This is a genomic window from Mycobacterium sp. 1274756.6, assembly GCF_001668625.1.
GTDB lineage: Bacteria > Actinomycetota > Actinomycetes > Mycobacteriales > Mycobacteriaceae > Mycobacterium.
Window position 1 is genome coordinate 1 of record NZ_LZLJ01000097.1, and the last position, 17,193, is coordinate 17,193.

At 71.1% G+C, this 17,193-nt stretch carries 18 protein-coding genes, 1 pseudogene and 1 riboswitch; of the genes and pseudogenes, 7 read left to right on the top strand and 12 right to left on the bottom strand.

Annotation, left to right across the window (positions count from 1 at the left end; all coding sequences use genetic code 11):
- The coding region (locus tag A5643_RS18965; protein WP_502686254.1) for a PPW family C-terminal domain-containing PPE protein at positions 1–126 on the top strand (126 nt) is incomplete at its 5' end.
- Positions 127–133: 7 nt separating this feature from the next.
- Here the strand turns inward: A5643_RS18965 and A5643_RS17450 are convergent.
- A complete protein-coding gene (locus A5643_RS17450) occupies positions 134–706 on the bottom strand; it encodes a DUF7676 family protein (RefSeq protein WP_066858636.1) in 573 nt (190 codons plus the stop codon).
- A gap of 178 nt (positions 707–884) precedes the next feature.
- On the opposite strand from A5643_RS17450, the gene trpS reads away from it, so the two are divergent.
- Together trpS and yhjD are read left to right on the top strand one after the other, a co-directional pair.
- Positions 885–1,898 (top strand): tryptophan--tRNA ligase, encoded by a 1,014-nt coding sequence (trpS, locus tag A5643_RS17455; RefSeq protein WP_066858639.1) that lies wholly within the window; start codon positions 885–887, stop codon positions 1,896–1,898.
- Positions 1,895–2,917, top strand: coding sequence for an inner membrane protein YhjD (yhjD, locus tag A5643_RS17460; RefSeq protein ID WP_066858642.1), 1,023 nt, complete (start codon positions 1,895–1,897; stop codon positions 2,915–2,917). The genes trpS and yhjD overlap by 4 nt, the downstream gene beginning before the upstream one ends.
- 2 nt (positions 2,918–2,919) lie before the next feature.
- Here yhjD and A5643_RS17465 read toward each other — a convergent pair whose 3' ends face one another.
- The 6 genes from A5643_RS17465 to A5643_RS17490 all read right to left on the bottom strand — a co-directional run bounded on the left by A5643_RS17465 (position 2,920) and on the right by A5643_RS17490 (position 9,160).
- The gene (locus A5643_RS17465) at positions 2,920–3,234 is read right to left on the bottom strand and encodes a DMT family transporter (protein ID WP_066858646.1); all 315 of its coding nucleotides are present in this window, start codon (positions 3,232–3,234) and stop codon (positions 2,920–2,922) included.
- A gap of 11 nt (positions 3,235–3,245) precedes the next feature.
- Positions 3,246–3,309, bottom strand: a riboswitch (guanidine-III (ykkC-III) riboswitch).
- A gap of 4 nt (positions 3,310–3,313) precedes the next feature.
- Complete coding sequence (nagA, locus tag A5643_RS17470; RefSeq protein ID WP_066858649.1) at positions 3,314–4,471, bottom strand: N-acetylglucosamine-6-phosphate deacetylase; 1,158 nt, start codon at positions 4,469–4,471, stop codon at positions 3,314–3,316.
- Complete coding sequence (locus tag A5643_RS17475; protein ID WP_502686255.1) at positions 4,468–5,862, bottom strand: sugar porter family MFS transporter; 1,395 nt, start codon at positions 5,860–5,862, stop codon at positions 4,468–4,470. Before A5643_RS17475 ends, nagA begins: the two co-directional genes overlap by 4 nt.
- Positions 5,863–5,967: 105 nt before the next feature.
- Positions 5,968–7,209: a D-alanyl-D-alanine carboxypeptidase family protein gene (locus A5643_RS17480; protein WP_066858652.1), complete on the bottom strand. Its 1,242-nt coding sequence runs from the start codon at positions 7,207–7,209 to the stop codon at positions 5,968–5,970.
- Positions 7,210–7,290: 81 nt separating this feature from the next.
- A complete protein-coding gene (locus tag A5643_RS17485) occupies positions 7,291–8,292 on the bottom strand; it encodes an SMP-30/gluconolactonase/LRE family protein (protein WP_066858655.1) in 1,002 nt (333 codons plus the stop codon).
- 76 nt (positions 8,293–8,368) lie between these two features.
- On the bottom strand, positions 8,369–9,160 hold the full coding sequence (locus A5643_RS17490) for a phosphatidylethanolamine N-methyltransferase family domain-containing protein (protein ID WP_066858658.1): 792 nt from the start codon (positions 9,158–9,160) through the stop codon (positions 8,369–8,371).
- Positions 9,161–9,310: 150 nt separating this feature from the next.
- On the opposite strand from A5643_RS17490, the gene A5643_RS17495 reads away from it, so the two are divergent.
- Positions 9,311–10,213, top strand: a complete 903-nt coding sequence (locus A5643_RS17495) for a sigma-70 family RNA polymerase sigma factor (protein WP_066858661.1) — start codon at positions 9,311–9,313, stop codon at positions 10,211–10,213.
- Here A5643_RS17495 and A5643_RS17500 read toward each other — a convergent pair.
- The 5 genes and pseudogenes from A5643_RS17500 to sdhC all read right to left on the bottom strand — a co-directional run.
- Positions 10,185–10,814 (bottom strand): annotated as a pseudogene (locus tag A5643_RS17500) (carboxymuconolactone decarboxylase family protein); the annotation flags it as partial. The gene A5643_RS17495 and the pseudogene A5643_RS17500 sit on opposite strands and share 29 nt — an antisense overlap.
- Before the next feature lie 147 nt (positions 10,815–10,961).
- On the bottom strand, positions 10,962–11,777 hold the full coding sequence (locus A5643_RS17505) for a succinate dehydrogenase iron-sulfur subunit (RefSeq protein WP_066858667.1): 816 nt from the start codon (positions 11,775–11,777) through the stop codon (positions 10,962–10,964).
- Entirely contained in the window at positions 11,777–13,531 is a 1,755-nt protein-coding gene (sdhA, locus tag A5643_RS17510; RefSeq protein ID WP_066858670.1) for a succinate dehydrogenase flavoprotein subunit, read from the bottom strand. The genes A5643_RS17505 and sdhA overlap by 1 nt, the downstream gene beginning before the upstream one ends.
- Before the next feature lie 9 nt (positions 13,532–13,540).
- Positions 13,541–14,008, bottom strand: coding sequence for a succinate dehydrogenase hydrophobic membrane anchor subunit (locus tag A5643_RS17515; RefSeq protein ID WP_066858673.1), 468 nt, complete (start codon positions 14,006–14,008; stop codon positions 13,541–13,543).
- Positions 14,005–14,436 carry a succinate dehydrogenase, cytochrome b556 subunit gene (sdhC, locus tag A5643_RS17520; RefSeq protein ID WP_082949049.1) on the bottom strand — a complete coding sequence of 144 codons (432 nt, stop codon included), beginning with the start codon at positions 14,434–14,436 and terminating at the stop codon, positions 14,005–14,007. The genes A5643_RS17515 and sdhC overlap by 4 nt, the downstream gene beginning before the upstream one ends.
- Positions 14,437–14,620: 184 nt before the next feature.
- On the opposite strand from sdhC, the gene A5643_RS17525 reads away from it, so the two are divergent.
- The 3 genes from A5643_RS17525 to A5643_RS17535 form a co-directional block, all read left to right on the top strand.
- On the top strand, positions 14,621–15,022 hold the full coding sequence (locus A5643_RS17525; RefSeq protein WP_066858679.1) for a cytidine deaminase: 402 nt from the start codon (positions 14,621–14,623) through the stop codon (positions 15,020–15,022).
- The gene (locus A5643_RS17530) at positions 15,019–16,323 is read left to right on the top strand and encodes a thymidine phosphorylase (protein WP_066858682.1); all 1,305 of its coding nucleotides are present in this window, start codon (positions 15,019–15,021) and stop codon (positions 16,321–16,323) included. The genes A5643_RS17525 and A5643_RS17530 overlap by 4 nt, the downstream gene beginning before the upstream one ends.
- A partial coding sequence (locus A5643_RS17535; RefSeq protein WP_066858685.1) for an adenosine deaminase occupies positions 16,320–17,193 on the top strand: 874 nt, incomplete at its 3' end. The genes A5643_RS17530 and A5643_RS17535, both read left to right, overlap by 4 nt.

Below are 17,193 nucleotides of genomic sequence, written 5' to 3' on the forward strand. Positions count from 1 at the left end.
GCCGGGACCGCGGCGAAGGGGGAGGCCCCGCGCGCCGGGGGTCTGACCGTGCTCGCCGACGATCAGGGCGACGGCGCCACCGGCGCCCCGATGATGCCCAGCACCTGGGAGACCCGCACCGACTGAGTGCGGGTCAGCCGCCGCCGCAGGTGATCCGCTTGCCGGTGCGGTCCAGCGGGTCGGGCTCGAGGCCGAGGAACTCCGCCCGCAGCCGGTCCCACAACTCCAACTGCTCCCACGCCGGCTCGTCGCGCAGCTGCTGGTCGTTGGTCAAAAACGGGTTGGGCAGCATCACCGTCATCAGCTGATCGTCGCGGCCGTTGAACAGCCGCACCCCCCACGAGTTGGGGTCGCCGTCCCGCCCGAAGCGGCGGTAGAGCTCCGCGCGGGCGCACTGGCGGATCTTGCGCAGCTCGCGCGGCGCCCCGAGGTGGCGGCCGATGCACAGGTGGAAATGCCAGCGGCCGAAGTCGACGGTGGCGTAGCCGTCGAGCACCGAGATCTTCTTCGGCGCGTTGGGGGCGGCCACCTCCCAGGCGGCGCCCTGGATGAGAACGCCGAACCAGATCTCGTTCCAGTACTCGTCGAAGCAGAGGTGCAGCAGCTTCAGCAGGCTGTCCTGGTCGGTCGGCAGCGGCCAGCTCTGCTCCTTACCGCCATCCTCGGTTTCGATGATGGCCGGTTCGGCCACGCTGCTTTGGGTCATGACGGTTCCTTCCGGTGTCCTCGGTGTCGCGGGCGACCGCGTGCGGGAAAGTCGTTACGCCGCTCCGACGATAACGCGCCGCCGCGCCGCCCGGGCCGGCCCGCACCGAATCGTCGCCTCGCGCCGTGGCGACCCGGACGGCACCGGTACGGCAAAAGCGTGCGAAGATCGGGACACCATGACTTCTGCGCGTCGACCCCGGGTTTTCTCCGGCGTACAGCCCACCTCCGATTCACTGCACCTCGGCAACGCGCTCGGCGCGGTCAGTCAGTGGGCCGGGCTGCAAGCCGACCACGACCCGTTCTTCTGCGTCGTCGACCTGCACGCGATCACCGTCCCGCAGGACCCGGCCACCCTGCGCCGGCGCACCCTGCTCACCGCCGCACAGTATCTGGCGCTGGGCATCGACCCCGAGCGCAGCACGATCTTCGTGCAAAGCCACGTCCCGGCCCACACCGAACTGGCCTGGGTGCTGGGCTGTTTCACCGGGTTCGGGCAGGCCTCCCGGATGACGCAGTTCAAGGACAAGTCGCTCAAGCAGGGCGCGGACTCCACCACCGTGGGGCTGTTCACCTACCCGGTGCTGCAGGCCGCCGACGTGCTGGCCTACGACACCGAACTGGTCCCGGTCGGCGAGGACCAGCGCCAGCACCTCGAGTTGGCCCGCGACATCGCCCAGCGGTTCAACGCCCGGTTCCCCGACACCTTCGTCGTGCCGAACCTGCTCATCCCCAAGGCGACCGCGAAGATCTACGACCTGCAGGACCCGTCGGCGAAGATGAGCAAGTCCACCGCCAGCGACGCCGGGCTGATCAGCCTGCTCGACGATCCGGCCAAGACCGCGAAGAAGATCCGCTCGGCGGTGACCGACAGCGAGCGGGAGATCCGCTTCGACCCCGAAGCCAAGCCCGGGGTGTCGAACCTGCTCACCATCCAGGCCGCGGTCACCGGCGCCGACGTCGACAAGCTCGTCGACGGCTACGCCGGGCGCGGCTACGGCGACCTGAAGAAGGACACCGCCGAGGCGGTCACCGAGTTCGTCACCCCGATCAAAACGCGGGTCGACGAACTCCTCGCCGACCCCGCCCAACTCGAAGCGGTGCTGGCGACCGGGGCGCAGCGCGCCGCCGACGTCGCCACCACCACGGTGGCCCGCGTCTACGACCGATTGGGCTTTCTGGGGCCGCGATGAGCGACGCGGGCAAGCCCGGACTCCTCGACCGGCTACGGGCACGCTACGGCTGGCTCGACCGGGTGCTGCGCGCCCAGCAGCGCTACACCGAATGCCGCGGCAACTTCTACGCCGCCGGGCTGACCTACTTCACGATCTTCGCGCTGTTCCCGATCCTGATGGTCGGCTTCGCCGCGGGCGGTTTCCTGCTGGCCAGCCGCCCCGATTTGCTCGGCGTGATCGAGGGCCACATCCGGTCCTCGGTGTCGGGCAAGTTCGGCGAGCAGCTGATCGATTTGATGGACGTGGCGATCGAGTCGCGCACCTCGGTGGGGATCATCGGTCTGGCGGTGGCCGCCTGGGCCGGCCTGAGCTGGATGGACAAACTGCGCGAGGCGCTGAGCCAGATGTGGTTGCAGCGCGTCGAGCTGCCCGGCTTCGTCAAACGCCGGTTCTCCGACCTGATCGCGATGCTCTCGGCGTTCGTGGCGATGGCCGTCACCCTCGGGTTGACCGCGCTCGGGGACCCGGCGCTGATGGCCGCGGTGCTGCGCTGGGCCGGGGTGCCGCACGTGTCCGCGCTGGGCGGGCTGCTGCGGGCGGCGTCGCTGCTGGTGTCGTTGCTGGTGTCGTGGCTGCTGTTCACCTGGATGATCGCGCGGCTGCCGCGGGAGTCGGTGAGCTTCGTCAGCTCGCTGCGTGCGGGCCTGCTGGCCGCGGTCGGCTTCGAGGTGTTCAAACAGTTCGCCTCGATCTATCTGAAGTCGGTGCTCAACAGCCCCGCGGGGGCGACGTTCGGCCCGGTGCTGGGTCTGATGGTGTTCGCCTATGTCACCGCCCGGCTGGTGCTGTTCGCGACGGCGTGGGCGGCGACCTCCGAGGAGAACCTGCTCGCCACCCCGGTGTTGCCGCCCAACCCGGTGGTGATCGCACCGCGGGCCCAGCCCCGCACCGAACTGCGCGCCTGGGAGGCGCTGAGCGCCGCGGCGGCGGGCGCGATCGGCGCGCTGGGGCTCTCGCGGGTGCTGCGGCGGCGCTGAGCTCAAGCCACCAGCCGCAACCCGATGACGCAGCCGATCACACCGGTGATCAGCAATATCTTGGCCAGCGAAGCGGTTTCGTTGCCGGTCATCATCGCGTAGGCGACGGTCAGTGACGCGCCGATCCCCACCCACACCGCATAGCTGGTCCCGGTGGGCAGCTCCCGCATCGCGATCGCCAGCCCCACCACCGACAGCACCGAGAACACCGCGAACACCAGGGACGGCACCAGCCGGGTGAAGCCGTTCGACCGTCCCAACGCGGTGGCCCAAACCGCCTCCAGCGCACCGGAGAACACCAGAATCACCCAGGCCATCACACACCTCCGTGACGCCGTCTTGTCGCTGGCCGGGTACGGCGCCCCTCGTCCGGTGTCAGGTTCTGACCGCCCGACGCTAGCAGACCGCCCCATCGCGGTCCTGCCACCCACCGTCAACCATGACGCCGCTCACAGCCAGGTTCCGGTCCAGCACAACGAGGTTCGCGGGCACGCCGGGGCGCAGTGCCCCGACCGTCTCCAGCCCCAGCGCCCGCGCCGGGGTGGCGGCGGTCATCTGCACCGCCGCGAGCAGGGCGGCGTCGTCGATGGGGTCGTCGGGCGCGTCACCGATCACGGCGCGGAAAACGGCGTCCATGGTCACGGTGCTCCCGGCGATGGTGTCGCTGCCGGCCACCCGAGCCACCCCGGCGGTGACGTCCACCTCATGACGACCCAGCCGGTAGCGGCCGTCGCCGCAGCCGGCGGCGGCCATCGCGTCGGTCACCAACGCCACCCGGTCCGGACCGGCCGCGGCGATCACCGCGCGGAGCACCGCCGGGTGCAGGTGCACACCGTCGGCGATGAGCTCCACGCACACCCGCTCGTCTTCCAGCAGGGCCGCCACCGGGCCGGGATCGCGGTGGTGCAGCGGGCGCATCGCGTTGAACAGGTGGGTGGCCACCGTGGCGCCCGCGTCGATCGCCGCGCGGGTCTGCGCATAGTCCGCGTCGGTGTGCCCGACGGCCACCACGACACCGGCACCGGCCAGCCGCTCGACCGCCTCGAGCGCGCCGGGCAGCTCCGGCGCCAGGGTCACCATCCGGATGGTCCCGTCGGCGGCGGCCAGCAGGGTGTCGATCTCGACCGGGTCGGGGTTGCGCAGCTGGCGGCGGTCGTGGGCGCCGCACCGGGCGGCGCTGAGCCAGGGCCCCTCCAGGTGGATGCCGGCGACGTGGCCGGCGCGGGTGGCCGCGGCCAGCACCCCCACCGCCTCGAGCAGCGGGCCCGGTGCGGCGCTGACCAGGCTGGCCAGCGTGGTGGTGGTGCCGTGGCGGCGGTGAAACGCCGACGCCTGCTCGGCCGCCGACGCGGTGGCCGCCGGGTAGGAGGCGCCGCCCCCGCCGTGGCAGTGCATGTCGACGAACCCGGGCACCACGATCGCGTCGGGCAGCGCGGTGTGGGCCGGGCGCGGCGGGGCGCCCGCGCCGCCGCCGGCGATCACCCCGTCGGTGATCTGCAGCCAGCCCGGCCGGTGCACGCGGCCGTCGAAGACGACGGCGCCCGCGGTGATCACTGCGGCACCGTCGCGGTGGTGGTGTCTTCGGGCCAGCGGCAATCGTTCTCCCAGTAGTGCCGGATCTCCTCGAGCTGGCGGCCCTTGGTCTCCGGCGCGTACCGGTAGACGAACCCGAAGCTGAGCACCGCCATCACGCCGAGGAACCCGAAGGTGATGGCCCCGCCGAAGGATTCGAGCAGCGACAGGAACCCGCCGACGATCACCGCGTTGGCGACCAGGTTGGCGGTGAGCATCGCCGAGGAGCCCATCGAGCGCAGCCGCGCCGGCAGGCTCTCACCGGCGTACACCCACACCATCGCCCCGAAGCCGAACGTGTAGCCCACCGTGAACAACAGCACCCCACCGAATTTCACCAGCGGCAGCGTCGCACCGCCGGCGGCGTCGGCGGCGAACACCGCGACCAGGATCAGGTTCGCCAGCACCATAACCGCGATCCCGATGAGCAGGATGGGGCGCCGGCCCAGCCGGTCGACCAACAGTAGCGAGGTGAAAACTGCTGCTAGCGCGGCTGTTTGGACCAGGGCGGGCAGCACCAGCAGCGCGAAGTGGCCGGTGAAGCCCAGTGTCGCGAAGATCCGCGGACTGTAGGCGACGATCGCGTTGATCCCGGTGATCTGGATGAAGAAGCCGAGCGTGACCACGAACAGCGTCGCGCGCAGATACGGCAGCCGCAGCATCTCGCGCGAGACCCCGACGTTCTCGACCCGCTCCTCGCGCAGCGCCCGGGCGATCTCGGCGAGTTCGGCGTCGGCGTCGGCGCCGGGTTCCACGCCGCGCAGGGTGCGCCGCGCCTCGGCGACGCGGCCCTTGAGCATGTACCAGCGGGCGGTGTCGGGCACCCGCGGCAGCACGGTGAGCACCAGCACCGCGGGCACCGCGGCGAGCCCCAGCAGCAGCCGCCAGCTGCCGAACCCGGCCAGCAGGTAGCCGATGAGGTAGCCGGCGATGAGCCCGCAGACCGTCGCCACCCCGTAGAAGACCAGCAGGGCGCCGCGCACCGAGGCCGGCACCGATTCGGCGACGAAGACCGGGACCACCACGATCGCCACGCCGATGGCCACCCCGAGCAGCAGCCGCGCGACCACCAGCATCGGAACCGCCACCGCCGCGGCGCTGACCAGCGCGAACAGCGTGTAGCCCGCGGCCACCCCGACCAGGCATTTCTTGCGGCCGATCGCGTTGGCCAGCCAGCCGCCGGCGGCCGCGCCGACGATCTCACCGAGCACCACAGCGATCACCACCACCTCCAGCGCGACCGCGGACAGCTGGTAGTCGGCCTCCAGGAACAGCAGCGCGGTGGCGAGGTTGGCCAGGTCGTAGCCGTAGACGAACCCGATGCCGGCCGCGGCGGCCGCGACGAGCAGGGTCAGCGGCGACGAGCGGCGCAACTCGGCGAGTGCCCCCACGGCCGCTCCTCCCGCTCAGTCGGTGTGCTGGAGAAGTTACCGCCCGGCCACCGGCCGGGGGGCGATGACCCGGATCCGCGCGATCCGTTACACCTGCGCGCCGCGGCGGTTCATCGACCGCGCCACCAGCATCAGCGCGAAGACGATCAGGGTGCCGATGACGGCCACGCCGACCCGCACCGGCACGGTGTCGGCCGGGGAGAGCAGTGCCGCGGCGCGCCCGTCGACCGGGCTGGCGGCCGGGTCCGCGGCCGGGGCCAGCAGCGCCGGGTCCGGGTCGACCAGGGCGCCGATCTGGGTGCCGGGCGGGGTGGCGAAGCCGTAGTCGAGCAGCCGGGCGGCCTGCTCCCACGGCGCGATGGGCTGGCGGGTGCCGCGCAGCAGCACCGCCACCAGCCGGCGGCCGTCGCGCTCGGCGGCGCCGACGAAGGTCTGCCCGGCGTCGTCGGTGTAGCCGGTCTTGCCGCCCAGCGCGCCGGGGTAGTTGTAGAGCAGCTGGTTGTCGTTCTCCAACACGTAGCCGGGGCTGTCGCCGTGGCCGGGGAAGTCGAACGTGCGGGTGGCGACGATGCCGGCGAACGTCGGGTCGCTCCACGCGTAGCGGTAGAACAGGGCGATGTCGTAGGCCGAGGTGCTCATGCCGGGCCCGTCGAGGCCCGACGGGGTGGCGGCGCGGGTGTCGCGCCCGCCGAGCCGGGAGGCCAGCTCGTTGATCTTGCCGATCGCCACCGGCATCCCGCCGAGCTGCACCGCCAGGGCGTGGGCGGCGTCGTTGCCCGAATGCATCAGCAGCCCGTGCAGGAGCTGGTTGACGGTGAACACTCCGCCGGCGGCCACGCCGACCTTGGTGCCCTCGGCGGCCGCGTCCTCGGCGGTGCCGGCCACCGGCTTGTTGAGGCTGAGCTCGTTGATCGCCGCCATCGCGGTGAGCACCTTGATCACGCTGGCCGGCCGGTGCCTGCCGTGCGGGTCGCGGGCGGCGATGACCGCGCCGCTGTCCAGGTCGGCCACCACCCAGGCCTCCGCGGAGACCTCGTCGGGCACCGGTGGGGTGTCGGGTGCGGTGATGACCCCGCAGCCGGACAGCGCGTCGCCGCCGACCGGTTTCGCCGGCACCGGCAGCGGGGCGGGCGGATCACCGGCCTGCGGGACCTCCGAGGAGTCCACCGCGGGTGGGGTGGTGACCCGGTAGGGGCAGTTGTCCGGGCCGGCGGCCGGGTTGGGTGCGGCGGCGGCGACCCCGGGCAGCGCCAGGGGCGCAGCCACCAGCAGCAACGCCGCCACGCAGGCGGCGGCGCGGGGGAAGACCGCGGAACGCAACGAGACCATCGTGTGTGCACAGTAGGCACTCGGCGGCCGAAATCGGGGGAGCCACGCTGTTACTGCTGTTACAGAAGTGGCAAATAGGGGTCAGCGGATCAGGTCGGCCAGCGGGACGTGGGCGACCGCGGAGTAGCTGATCGAGCCCATCCACAGCCGACCGTCGGCCTCCACCAGGCCGGTGACGACCCCGAAGTCCGGCTGGGTGGCGCGCAACCCGGCCACCGGGGCGCCGCTGTCGGCGTCGAACGCCACCGCCCACACCTCCGGCTCGATCTGCGGCTGCAGCCGGTCGGGCAGCCGCCACACCACCTGGCGCAGCAGCGGGGAGCGCGGCAGCAGCCATTCCAGCCGGGTGTTGACCGGGGTGACCATGGCCGTCCAGATCCGGCCGTCGGCGCCGGTGGACAGGTTGTCGGGCATGCCCGGCAGGTGCACCGCCAGCGGGGTGACCGTGCCGGCCTGCGGACCGGACAGCCAGTACTTCGACAGCCGGCGGCCCTGGGTCTCGGCGAACACCAGCGCCGATTCGTCGGCGGTGACGGTGACGCCGTTGGCGAAGTAGAGCCCGTCGACCAGGGTGGTGACGGTGCCGTCGGCGTTCAGGCGGAACAGGGCGCCGCGGCCGCGGGCCTCGAGGATGCCCGCCTGGAAGTCCTCGAAGTGGTGGTCGGCGGTGGACTCGGTGAAATAGATGGTGCCGTCGGCGGTTTCGGTGACGTTCGAACAGAACATCAACGGGCGGCCGTCCACCTGGGCGACCAGGGTGTCCAGTGCGCCGGTGGCCGGGTCGAGGGCGAGCAGCCCGCGGTGGCTGTCGCAGATGAGCACCCGCCCGTCCCGCGCGACGTGCAAGCCCAGCGGGCGCCCGCCGGTCTCGGCGACGACGGTGGGCTCACCGCCGTCGGTTCCGAACCGCACGATGCGCCCGTCGACCAGACCGGTCCACAGCCGGCCCTCGGCGTCGACGACGACGTCCTCGGGCCCGTGCCCGGGCATCGGCACCACCGTCGCGGTCGGCGTCGGCAGTTGCGGCAGCGGATCGACGGGCGGCGGCTGCCAGCGCACCGGGCTGATCCGTGGTTTGGTCATCGAACCTCACTTCGCGCGTGGTCGGGCCGCCTCGACCGTACAACCGTTGGTTGCGGCCCGGGCGGGAACAGCCGGTTCAGAGCACGAACGGGACCAGGGCCTTGCGGTCGGTGGGGTAGTCGGGGAACTTCTCGGCGTACCAGCGCTGGGTAGCCAACGCCCGGGGCACCAGGTTGCCCGCGGTGATCAACAGGATCGCCACCCCGGGCAGCGCCCAGGTCAGGATCGCGAACCCGGTCCAGGCGATCAGCTCACCCAGATACGCCGGGCTGGTGACGAACCGAAACCCGCCGCCGTAGGGGATGCGGTACTCGGCGGCGCCGGGATTGCGTTTGTCGCGCAGGTTGCGCACGATCGCCTCGGAGTTGACCAGCAGCGCGAACCCGGCCAGGTAGATCACCAGGCCCACCAGGAACCGCGGGTCGGTCAGCCACTGCGTGCCATACCGGCCGAAATAGTCGTGGCTGAACAGCGCCCCGTTGAGGTAGCCGTGCATCGAGGTGACCAGCATGCCCATCACCACCACCGAGACGTTGAAGGTGCTGCGTTTGCCCGGCACCTGCCGGATCGCCAGCGGGAAGAACCAGCCGCGGTTGGCGTAGTGCAGTACCCAGATGCCGGCCAGCACCAGCGAGGTCGGTTCGAAGCGCGCCGGTCCGGACAGGTAGGCCACCGCGAACACCACCGTCGCCGGGATCTCCATCAGCCACCACCCGAACTTGGGGTTCAGGTTGAAGCCGAGCCTGGTCGAGGAGAACCGCCCGTAGGAGCTCTGGCCGAAGAAGCCGGCGATGATGACGAAGGCGGCGAAGATGAACGCGGCGGTCAAAACGGCGTCGTAGCCGGTGTGCCCGGTGTACCAGTGCATGCCAGGAGGTCTATCACGTCGGCGCAGTCGGGTGCGCTACTCGGTGCGGCGCCGAGCGTGCGCTCAGTGCGAAAAGTTCGGCGCGTTTTCGCAGCCCGTGCACGTTGGCGGGGGCTGTGGTGTTCGGTCGCTCGGCTCTACCCTGGGGCCATGAGCGTGGCGCCGACGGACGAGTTCGAGGCTTTGCGCCCGCATCTGCTGGCGGTGGGCTACCGGGTCACCGGGACGTTCGCCGACGCCGAGGACGCGGTGCAGGAGGCCTGGCTGCGCTGGGACGGTGCGGACCGCGCGGCGATCGTCGACCCGCGGGCCTGGCTGACCACCGTGGTCAGCCGGGTCGGCCTGGACCGGCTGCGCTCGGCGGCACACCGCCGGGAACACTATGTGGGCCAATGGCTTCCCGAACCGGTGGTGACCGGCTTCGGCGACAGCGAGCCGCTGTCGGCGGTGGTGGCCGCCGACGACGCCCGGTTCGCGGCGATGGTGGTGCTGGAGCGACTCCAGCCCGACCAGCGGGTGGCGTTCGTGCTGCACGACGGGTTCGCGGTGTCGTTCGCCGAGATCGCCGACGTGCTGGGGACCAGCCCGGCGGCGGCACGGCAGCTCGCGTCGCGGGCCCGGAAGGCGGTGGCCGCCGACCCGCCGCCCGACCCCGACCCGGCCCACGCCGAGGTGGTCGGTGAGCTGATGGCCGCGATGGCGGCCGGGGACCTGCCTGCGGTGGTGGCGTTGCTGCACCCGGAGGTGACGTTCATCGGCGACGCCAACCGTCGGGCGCCGACGGCCACCCGGGCCATCCAGGGCCCGGAGAAGGTGGCTCGGTTCCTGTTCGGGCTGGCGCGTCGGTACGGCCCGGCGCTGATGCAGGCCAACCAGCTGGCGATGGTCAACGGCGAGCTGGGCGCCTACACGCCGGGCGCGCCGGCCGCGGACGGCTTCGCCCCGTTGCTGCCGCGCATCACCGCGATGGCGGTGCGGGACGGCAAGGTCTACGCGGTGTGGGACGTCGCCAACCCGGACAAGTTCACCGGGTCTCCGCTGCGGGCTCGGTAGCCCAGGGCACCCGGCAGGCGTCGCCGGAGTTGAAGCCCTGTTCGGTGATGCCCAGCGCGGAATACATCCGGGCCCGCATGTTCTCCACCCCGACCTGGTAGGTCAGCTCGATCACCCCGGCGTCGCCGAAGCGGGCGCGCAGGTCGGCCACCTGCTCGTCGGTGACGGTGTGCGGGTCGGTGGTCATCGCGTCGGCGTAGGCGATGGCGGCGCGTTCGTCGTCGGTGTAGGCCGGGGAGGTGGCGTAGTCGTCGATGTCCTTGAGACGGTCGACGTCCAGACCGTCCAGCCGTTGGAGCATGGCGCCGAAGTCCACACACCAGGAGCAGCCGATGGTGCGTGCGGTCCAGAACACGGCGAGCTCGCGCACGCTGGCGGGCAGGACGCGCGAGCCGCTGCCGAGCAGCGCTTCGTGCACCCCGTTGGCGGCCAGCAGCCGGGGATGGTGGGCGGCGACGGCGAACGGTTCGGGGACCGCGCCGAAGCGGCGCTTGGCGTAGCGGTAGAGCAGGCGCACCAACAGGTTGGCGCGGTCGGGCGGTAGGGGAGCGATGCGTGTGGTGTTCATACCCGGTAGACGAGACAGCCCGCCGAGATGTGACCAACCGTCCCGGGCCGCCGACTCGCACCCGCCACCGGCCGAACGTGCAGCGATGTTCACGTTCGAGGCCGAGCGTGAAACTGCGTTCACGTTCGGCGGGAGGGCCGTGCGGCGAGGGGCGTGCGGGAAGGCACGCGGCGGGAGAGCTCAGCGCGCGAACATCAGCGCGCGCTTGACCTCCTGGATCGCCTTGGTCACCTCGATGCCGCGCGGGCAGGCCTCGGTGCAGTTGAAGGTGGTGCGGCACCGCCACACCCCGTCGACCTCGTTGAGGATGTCCAGGCGTTCGGCGGCGGCCTCGTCGCGGCTGTCGAAGATGAACCGGTGGGCGTTGACGATCGCCGCCGGCCCGAAGTAACTGCCCTCGCTCCAGAACACCGGGCAACTGGTGGTGCAGATCGCGCACAGGATGCACTTGGTGGTGTCGTCGAAGCGGGCCCGGTCCTCCGGGCTCTGGATGCGCTCGCGGGTGGGCTGGTTGCCCGAGGTGATCAGGAACGGCTTGATCGCGCGGTAGGCGTCGAAGAACGGCTCCATGTCGACCACCAGATCCTTCTCCACGGGCAGCCCGCGGATCGGCTCGATGGTCAGGGTCAGCTGCTTCTTGGGGTTCTTCGGCAGCATGTCGCGCATCAGCACCTTGCAGGCCAGCCGGTTGTGGCCGTTGATGCGCACCGCGTCCGAGCCGCACACCCCGTGCGCGCAGGACCGGCGGAAGGTGAGGCTGCCGTCGAGGTAGCTCTTGACGTAGATCAGCAGGTTGAGCACCCGGTCGGTGGGCAGACACGGCACCCGGAAGCTCTGCCAGCCGCCGGTGTCGGCGTAGGCGTCGGGGTTCTCCGGGTTGAAGCGCGCGATCTTGAGGGTGACCATCACCGCACCCTCGGGGACCGGCGGCAGCGGCGGGTCGCCGGGCTCGGCGGAGTCGATCACGGCGCCCTTGGAACTGGCCGGAGGAGTCATCAGTACTTCCGCTCCTTGGGTTCGTAGCGGGTCTGGACGACGGGCTTGAAGTCCAGCCGGATGTCGCTGCGCAGCTCTGCGCCTTCCTTGTAGGCCATCGTGTGCTTCATGAAGTTGGCGTCGTCGCGGTCGGGGTAGTCCTCCCGGGCGTGCCCGCCGCGGGACTCCTTGCGGTTGAGCGCGCCGACGACGGTCACCTCGGCCAGCTCCAGCAGGAAGCCCAGCTCGATGGCCTCCAGCAGGTCGGAGTTGAACCGCTTGCCCTTGTCGTGGACCGTGATGTGGGCGTAGCGGTCCTTGAGGGCGTGAATGTCGTTGAGCGCCTGGGTGAGTGTCTCCTCGGTGCGGAACACCGCGGCGTTGTTGTCCATGGTCTGCTGCAGCTCGCCGCGGATGTCGGCGACGCGCTCGTGACCGTGGTCGGACAGGATGTGGGCCACCCAGTCGGAGACCATGGCGGCGGGGTTCTCCGGCATCGGCACGAAGTCGTTGGCCAGCGCGTACTCGGCGGCGGCGATGCCGGCGCGCCGGCCGAACACGTTGATGTCCAGCAGCGAGTTGGTACCCAGCCGGTTGGCGCCGTGCACCGACACGCACGCGCACTCGCCGGCGGCGTACAGCCCCGGCACGGTCGCGGTGTTGTTGCGCAGCACCTGCCCGGTGACGGTGGTCGGGATGCCGCCCATGATGTAGTGGCAGGTCGGGTACACCGGCACCAGTTCGGTTACCGGGTCCACGCCCAGGTAGGTGCGGGCGAACTCGGTGATGTCGGGCAGCTTGGCTTCCAGCACGTCTTCGCCGAGGTGGCGGACGTCGATGTAGACGTAGTCCTTGTTGGGTCCGGCGCCGCGGCCCTCGAGCACCTCGAGCACCATCGAGCGGGCCACGATGTCGCGCGGCGCCAGGTCGACGATGGTCGGGGCGTAGCGCTCCATGAACCGCTCCCCGTCGGCGTTGAGCAGCCGGCCGCCCTCACCGCGCACCGCCTCGGAGATCAGAATGCCCAGCCCGGCCAGCCCGGTCGGGTGGAACTGGTGGAACTCCATGTCCTCCAGCGGCAGGCCCTTGCGGAACACCACCGCCATCCCGTCGCCGGTCAGGGTGTGGGCGTTGGAGGTGGTCTTGTACATCCGCCCCGAACCGCCGGTGGCGAACACGACGGACTTGGCGTGGAAGATGTGCAGCTCACCGGTGGCCAGCTCGTAGGCGACCACCCCGGAGGTCACCGGCCCGCTCGGGGTCTCGGTGAGCAGCAGGTCGAGGACGTAGAACTCGTTGAAGAACTCGACGTCGTGTTTGACGCAGTTCTGGTAGAGGGTCTGCAGGATCATGTGGCCGGTGCGGTCGGCGGCGTAACAGGACCGCCGCACCGGGGCCTTGCCGTGCTCGCGGGTGTGCCCGCCGAACCGGCGCTGGTCGATGCGGCCCTCGGGGGTGCGGTTGAACGGCATCCCCATCTTCTCCAGGTCGAGCACCGCGTCGATGGCCTCCTTGGCCATGATTTCCACGGCGTCCTGGTCGGCCAGGTAGTCCCCGCCCTTGACGGTGTCGAAGGTGTGCCATTCCCAGTTGTCGTCTTCGACGTTGGCCAGCGCGGCGCACATGCCGCCCTGGGCGGCGCCGGTGTGGCTGCGGGTGGGGTAGAGCTTGGTCAGCACCGCGGTGCGGGCGCGCGGTGCGGACTCCACCGCCGCGCGCATGCCGGCGCCGCCGGCGCCGACGATCACGACGTCGTATCGGTGTTCGCTAATCAACTGGAATCCTTAGGAGATGTTGGCGTCGAACGTCAGAAGCACGTAACTGCCCAGCAGCAGGGTGAACACCATCGACACCACCAGCAGCGTGTTGAGCCAGAACCGGGTGGAGTTCTTGCGGGTGTAGTCGCCGATGATCGTGCGCATCCCGTTGGCGCCGTGCAGCTGGGCCAGCCACAGCAACAGCAGGTCCCAGATCTGCCAGAACGGGGAGGACCACCGCTGGGCGACGAAGTTGAAGTCGATCCGGTACACGCCGTCTTCCCACATCAGCATGATGAACAGGTGACCGAGCACCAGGAACACCAGCGCGATGCCGGAGAACCGCATGAAGATCCAGGTGTACTTCTCGAAGTTGGGCATCGCGGTGTGCCGGCGCGGGGAACGCGGATCACCGAAGCTGGCCGGGCTGTCGAAGGTGTCCTGGATCACCGGGGCGTGCTGACCACGCCCGAGCTGCAGGTCGGGGCGGTTCATCCGAAGTATCCGATCATGTGAATGGCGATCACGACGATCACCGGCACCATCACCAGCAGCCACAGCGCCGCGATCACCCACAGCATCGTGCGCTGGTGGCGGGGGCCTTCCTCCCAGAAGTCGATGAGGATCACCCGCACGCCGTTGAGGCCGTGATAGAGCACCGCGGCCACCAGGCCCAGCTCCATCAAACCGACCAGCGGCGTCTTGTAGGTGTCGATCACCTGGTTGTAGATCTGCGGGCTCACCCGCACCACCGCGGTGTCGAGCACGTGCACGAACAGGAAGAAGAAGATCGTCGCGCCGGTGATGCGGTGCAACACCCAACTCCACATTCCCGGGTCGCCCCGGTACAGGGTGCGGCGAACCCGCCGCGAACGCCCCCGCGTGGCCGGCGTCGCCGGATCAGCGGATGCCGCCGTCGTCATCAGCGCCTCCAACGTGATCGGTGTGGAACCGTCATTTGGACTCTAGTCCCACCGTGTTGGGGGAACGAAACGTGTTGGGCTGATCGGAGTTGACGCCGCCGGAAGTTAGGGTTGCTTGTGTGAGGTGGCCAACACGAGGGTCGGGCCGATCGGGTACGTCTCAACGGCCCGGCAGGGCGCCGCGATGAACGCCGAGATCGATTGGGATACGTTGCGGGGCAAAGCGATCGAGGTGTCCCGGCGTGCCTACGCCCCGTATTCGGGGTTGCGGGTAGGGGCTTCGGCGCTCACCGACGACGGCCGGATCGTCACCGGCTGCAATGTGGAGAATGTCTCATATGGACTCAGCCTGTGCGCCGAGTGCGGCGTGGTCAGCGCCCTGCACGCCGGGGGTGGCGGGCGGCTGCGCGCGCTGGTCTGCCTCGACGCCGACGGCGCCGCGTTGATGCCCTGCGGGCGCTGCCGGCAGTTGCTGGCCGAGAACGGCGGCCCGGAGTTGCTGATCGACCACCCCGCCGGTCCGCGCCGCCTGGCCGACCTGCTGCCCGCCCCGTTCGGTCCCGACGACCTGCCCGCGCCCCGGTGAGCGGCGCGCAGTTCGACGCGCCGACGCTGATCGGCGTCAAACGCGACGGCGGCCGGCTGCCCGACGAGGCGATCGACTGGCTCATCACCGCCTACACCGACGGCCGCGTCGCCGACGCGCAGATGGCCGCGCTGCTGATGGCGATCTACCTGCGCGGCATGGACGCCACCGAGACGGCCCGCTGGACCGCGGCGATGACCGACTCCGGCCGGCGGCTGGACTTTCGGGGGCTGCGCCGCGCCGGTGCCCCGCTGGCCACCGTCGACAAGCACTCCACCGGAGGGGTCGGCGACAAGATCACCCTGCCGCTGGTGGCGGTCGTCGCCGCGTGCGGGGCCGCCGTCCCGCAGGCCTCCGGGCGCGGCCTGGGGCACACCGGCGGCACCCTGGACAAGCTGGAGTCCATCGCCGGATTCGACGCGGCGCTGTCACCGGCGCGGATCGCCGCGCAGCTGCGCGACGTCGGCGCGGCCATCTTCGCCGCCGGCGACCTGGCGCCCGCGGACGCCAAACTGTATGCGCTGCGCGACATCACCGGCACGGTCGCGTCGCTGCCACTGATCGCCAGCTCGGTGATGAGCAAGAAACTGGCCGAGGGGGCCGGCGGGCTCGTCCTCGACGTCAAGGTCGGCTCGGGGGCGTTCATGACCGACCCGGACCGGGCCGCGCAACTCGCGCGCACCATGATCGGCCTCGGCCGGGCGCACGACGTGCCGGTCACCGCGCTGCTGACCGACATGGACACCCCGCTGGGGCGCACCGCCGGCAACGCCCTGGAGGTGACCGAGGCCCTCGAGGTGCTCGCCGGCGGCGGACCGCCGGACGTGGTGGAGCTGACCGTGCGGCTGGCCGCCGAGATGTTGGCCCTGGCCGGAATCGATGATCGCGACCCGGCCGCCACGCTGGCCGACGGCACCGCGATGGACCGGTTCCGGGCCATGATCGCCGCGCAGGGCGGGGACCTGAGCGTGCCGCTGCCGCTCGCCGCGCACCGCGAGACCGTCACCGCCACCCGCGGCGGCTACCTGGGCCGGCTCGATGCGATGGCCGTGGGGCTGGCGGTGTGGCGACTCGGTGCGGGCCGCGCGGGGCCCGGCCAGCCGGTGCAGCCCGGGGCGGGCATCGTGATCCACCGGCGCCCCGGTGAGCCGGTGGCGGCGGGGGAGGCGCTGTTCAGCCTGTACACCGACACCCCGGACCGTTACCCTGCGGCGATGGCCGAGCTGGCGGGCGGGTGGAGTGTCGCCGACACGCCGCCGGAGTTGCGGCCGCTGATCATCGATCGGATTGTTGAGCCATGACGACGCCGTTGACCCTGGAGACGATCCAGCAGGCCCCCAAGGCCCTGCTGCACGACCACCTCGACGGCGGGCTGCGCCCGGCCACCGTCCTGGAGATCGCCGAACAGATCGGCTACCGGGACCTGCCCGCCGACGACGTCGACACCCTGGCCGCCTGGTTTCGCACCCGCTCACACAGCGGGTCGCTGGAGCGGTACCTGGAGCCGTTCTCGCATACGGTGGCGGTGATGCAGACCCGCGATGCACTGCACCGGGTGGCCCGCGAATGCGTCGAGGACCTGGCCGGCGACGCCGTGGTCTACGCCGAGGTGCGCTTCGCCCCGGAGTTGCACATCGACCGCGGGCTGTCTTTCGACGAGATCATCGACGCGGTGCTGGCCGGGCTGGCCGACGGTGAGCGCGAGGCGGCCGCGGCCGGCCGCCCGATCACCGTGCGGCTGCTGGTGACCGCGATGCGGCACGCCGCGGTGTCCCGGGAGATCGCCGAGCTGGCGATCCGGTTCCGCGACCGCGGGGTGGTGGGTTTCGACATCGCCGGCGCGGAGGCCGGTCACCCGCCGACCCGGCACCTGGACGCCTTCGAGTACATGCGCGACCACAACGCCCGGTTCACCATCCACGCCGGCGAGGCGTTCGGGTTGCCCTCGATCCACGAGGCGATCGCCTTCTGCGGGGCCGACCGGCTCGGGCACGGGGTGCGCATCGTCGACGACATGGTGGTCGCCGAGGACGGCTCGGTGCGGCTGGGCCGGCTGGCCTCGATCCTGCGGGACAAGCGGATCCCGCTGGAGATGTGCCCGAGCTCCAATGTGCAGACCGGCGCGGTCGCCTCGATCGCCGAGCATCCCTTCGACCTGCTGGCCCGCACCC

What these genes read in the sequence shown, in the direction of transcription:
- yhjD (WP_066858642.1), top strand. Translation starts at nt 1,895, where the DNA reads ATGAGCGACGCGGGCAAGCCCGGACTCCTCGACCGGCTACGGGCACGC.
- A5643_RS17515 (WP_066858673.1), bottom strand. Translation starts at nt 14,008, where the DNA reads ATGAACCGCCCCGACCTGCAGCTCGGGCGTGGTCAGCACGCCCCGGTG.
- A5643_RS17525 (WP_066858679.1), top strand. Translation starts at nt 14,621, where the DNA reads ATGAACGCCGAGATCGATTGGGATACGTTGCGGGGCAAAGCGATCGAG.
- A5643_RS17465 (WP_066858646.1), bottom strand. Translation starts at nt 3,234, where the DNA reads ATGGCCTGGGTGATTCTGGTGTTCTCCGGTGCGCTGGAGGCGGTTTGG.
- A5643_RS17450 (WP_066858636.1), bottom strand. Translation starts at nt 706, where the DNA reads ATGACCCAAAGCAGCGTGGCCGAACCGGCCATCATCGAAACCGAGGAT.
- sdhC (WP_082949049.1), bottom strand. Translation starts at nt 14,436, where the DNA reads ATGACGACGGCGGCATCCGCTGATCCGGCGACGCCGGCCACGCGGGGG.
- A5643_RS17485 (WP_066858655.1), bottom strand. Translation starts at nt 8,292, where the DNA reads ATGACCAAACCACGGATCAGCCCGGTGCGCTGGCAGCCGCCGCCCGTC.
- A5643_RS17480 (WP_066858652.1), bottom strand. Translation starts at nt 7,209, where the DNA reads ATGGTCTCGTTGCGTTCCGCGGTCTTCCCCCGCGCCGCCGCCTGCGTG.
- A5643_RS17505 (WP_066858667.1), bottom strand. Translation starts at nt 11,777, where the DNA reads ATGACTCCTCCGGCCAGTTCCAAGGGCGCCGTGATCGACTCCGCCGAG.
- trpS (WP_066858639.1), top strand. Translation starts at nt 885, where the DNA reads ATGACTTCTGCGCGTCGACCCCGGGTTTTCTCCGGCGTACAGCCCACC.
- A5643_RS17490 (WP_066858658.1), bottom strand. Translation starts at nt 9,160, where the DNA reads ATGCACTGGTACACCGGGCACACCGGCTACGACGCCGTTTTGACCGCC.
- A5643_RS17495 (WP_066858661.1), top strand. Translation starts at nt 9,311, where the DNA reads ATGAGCGTGGCGCCGACGGACGAGTTCGAGGCTTTGCGCCCGCATCTG.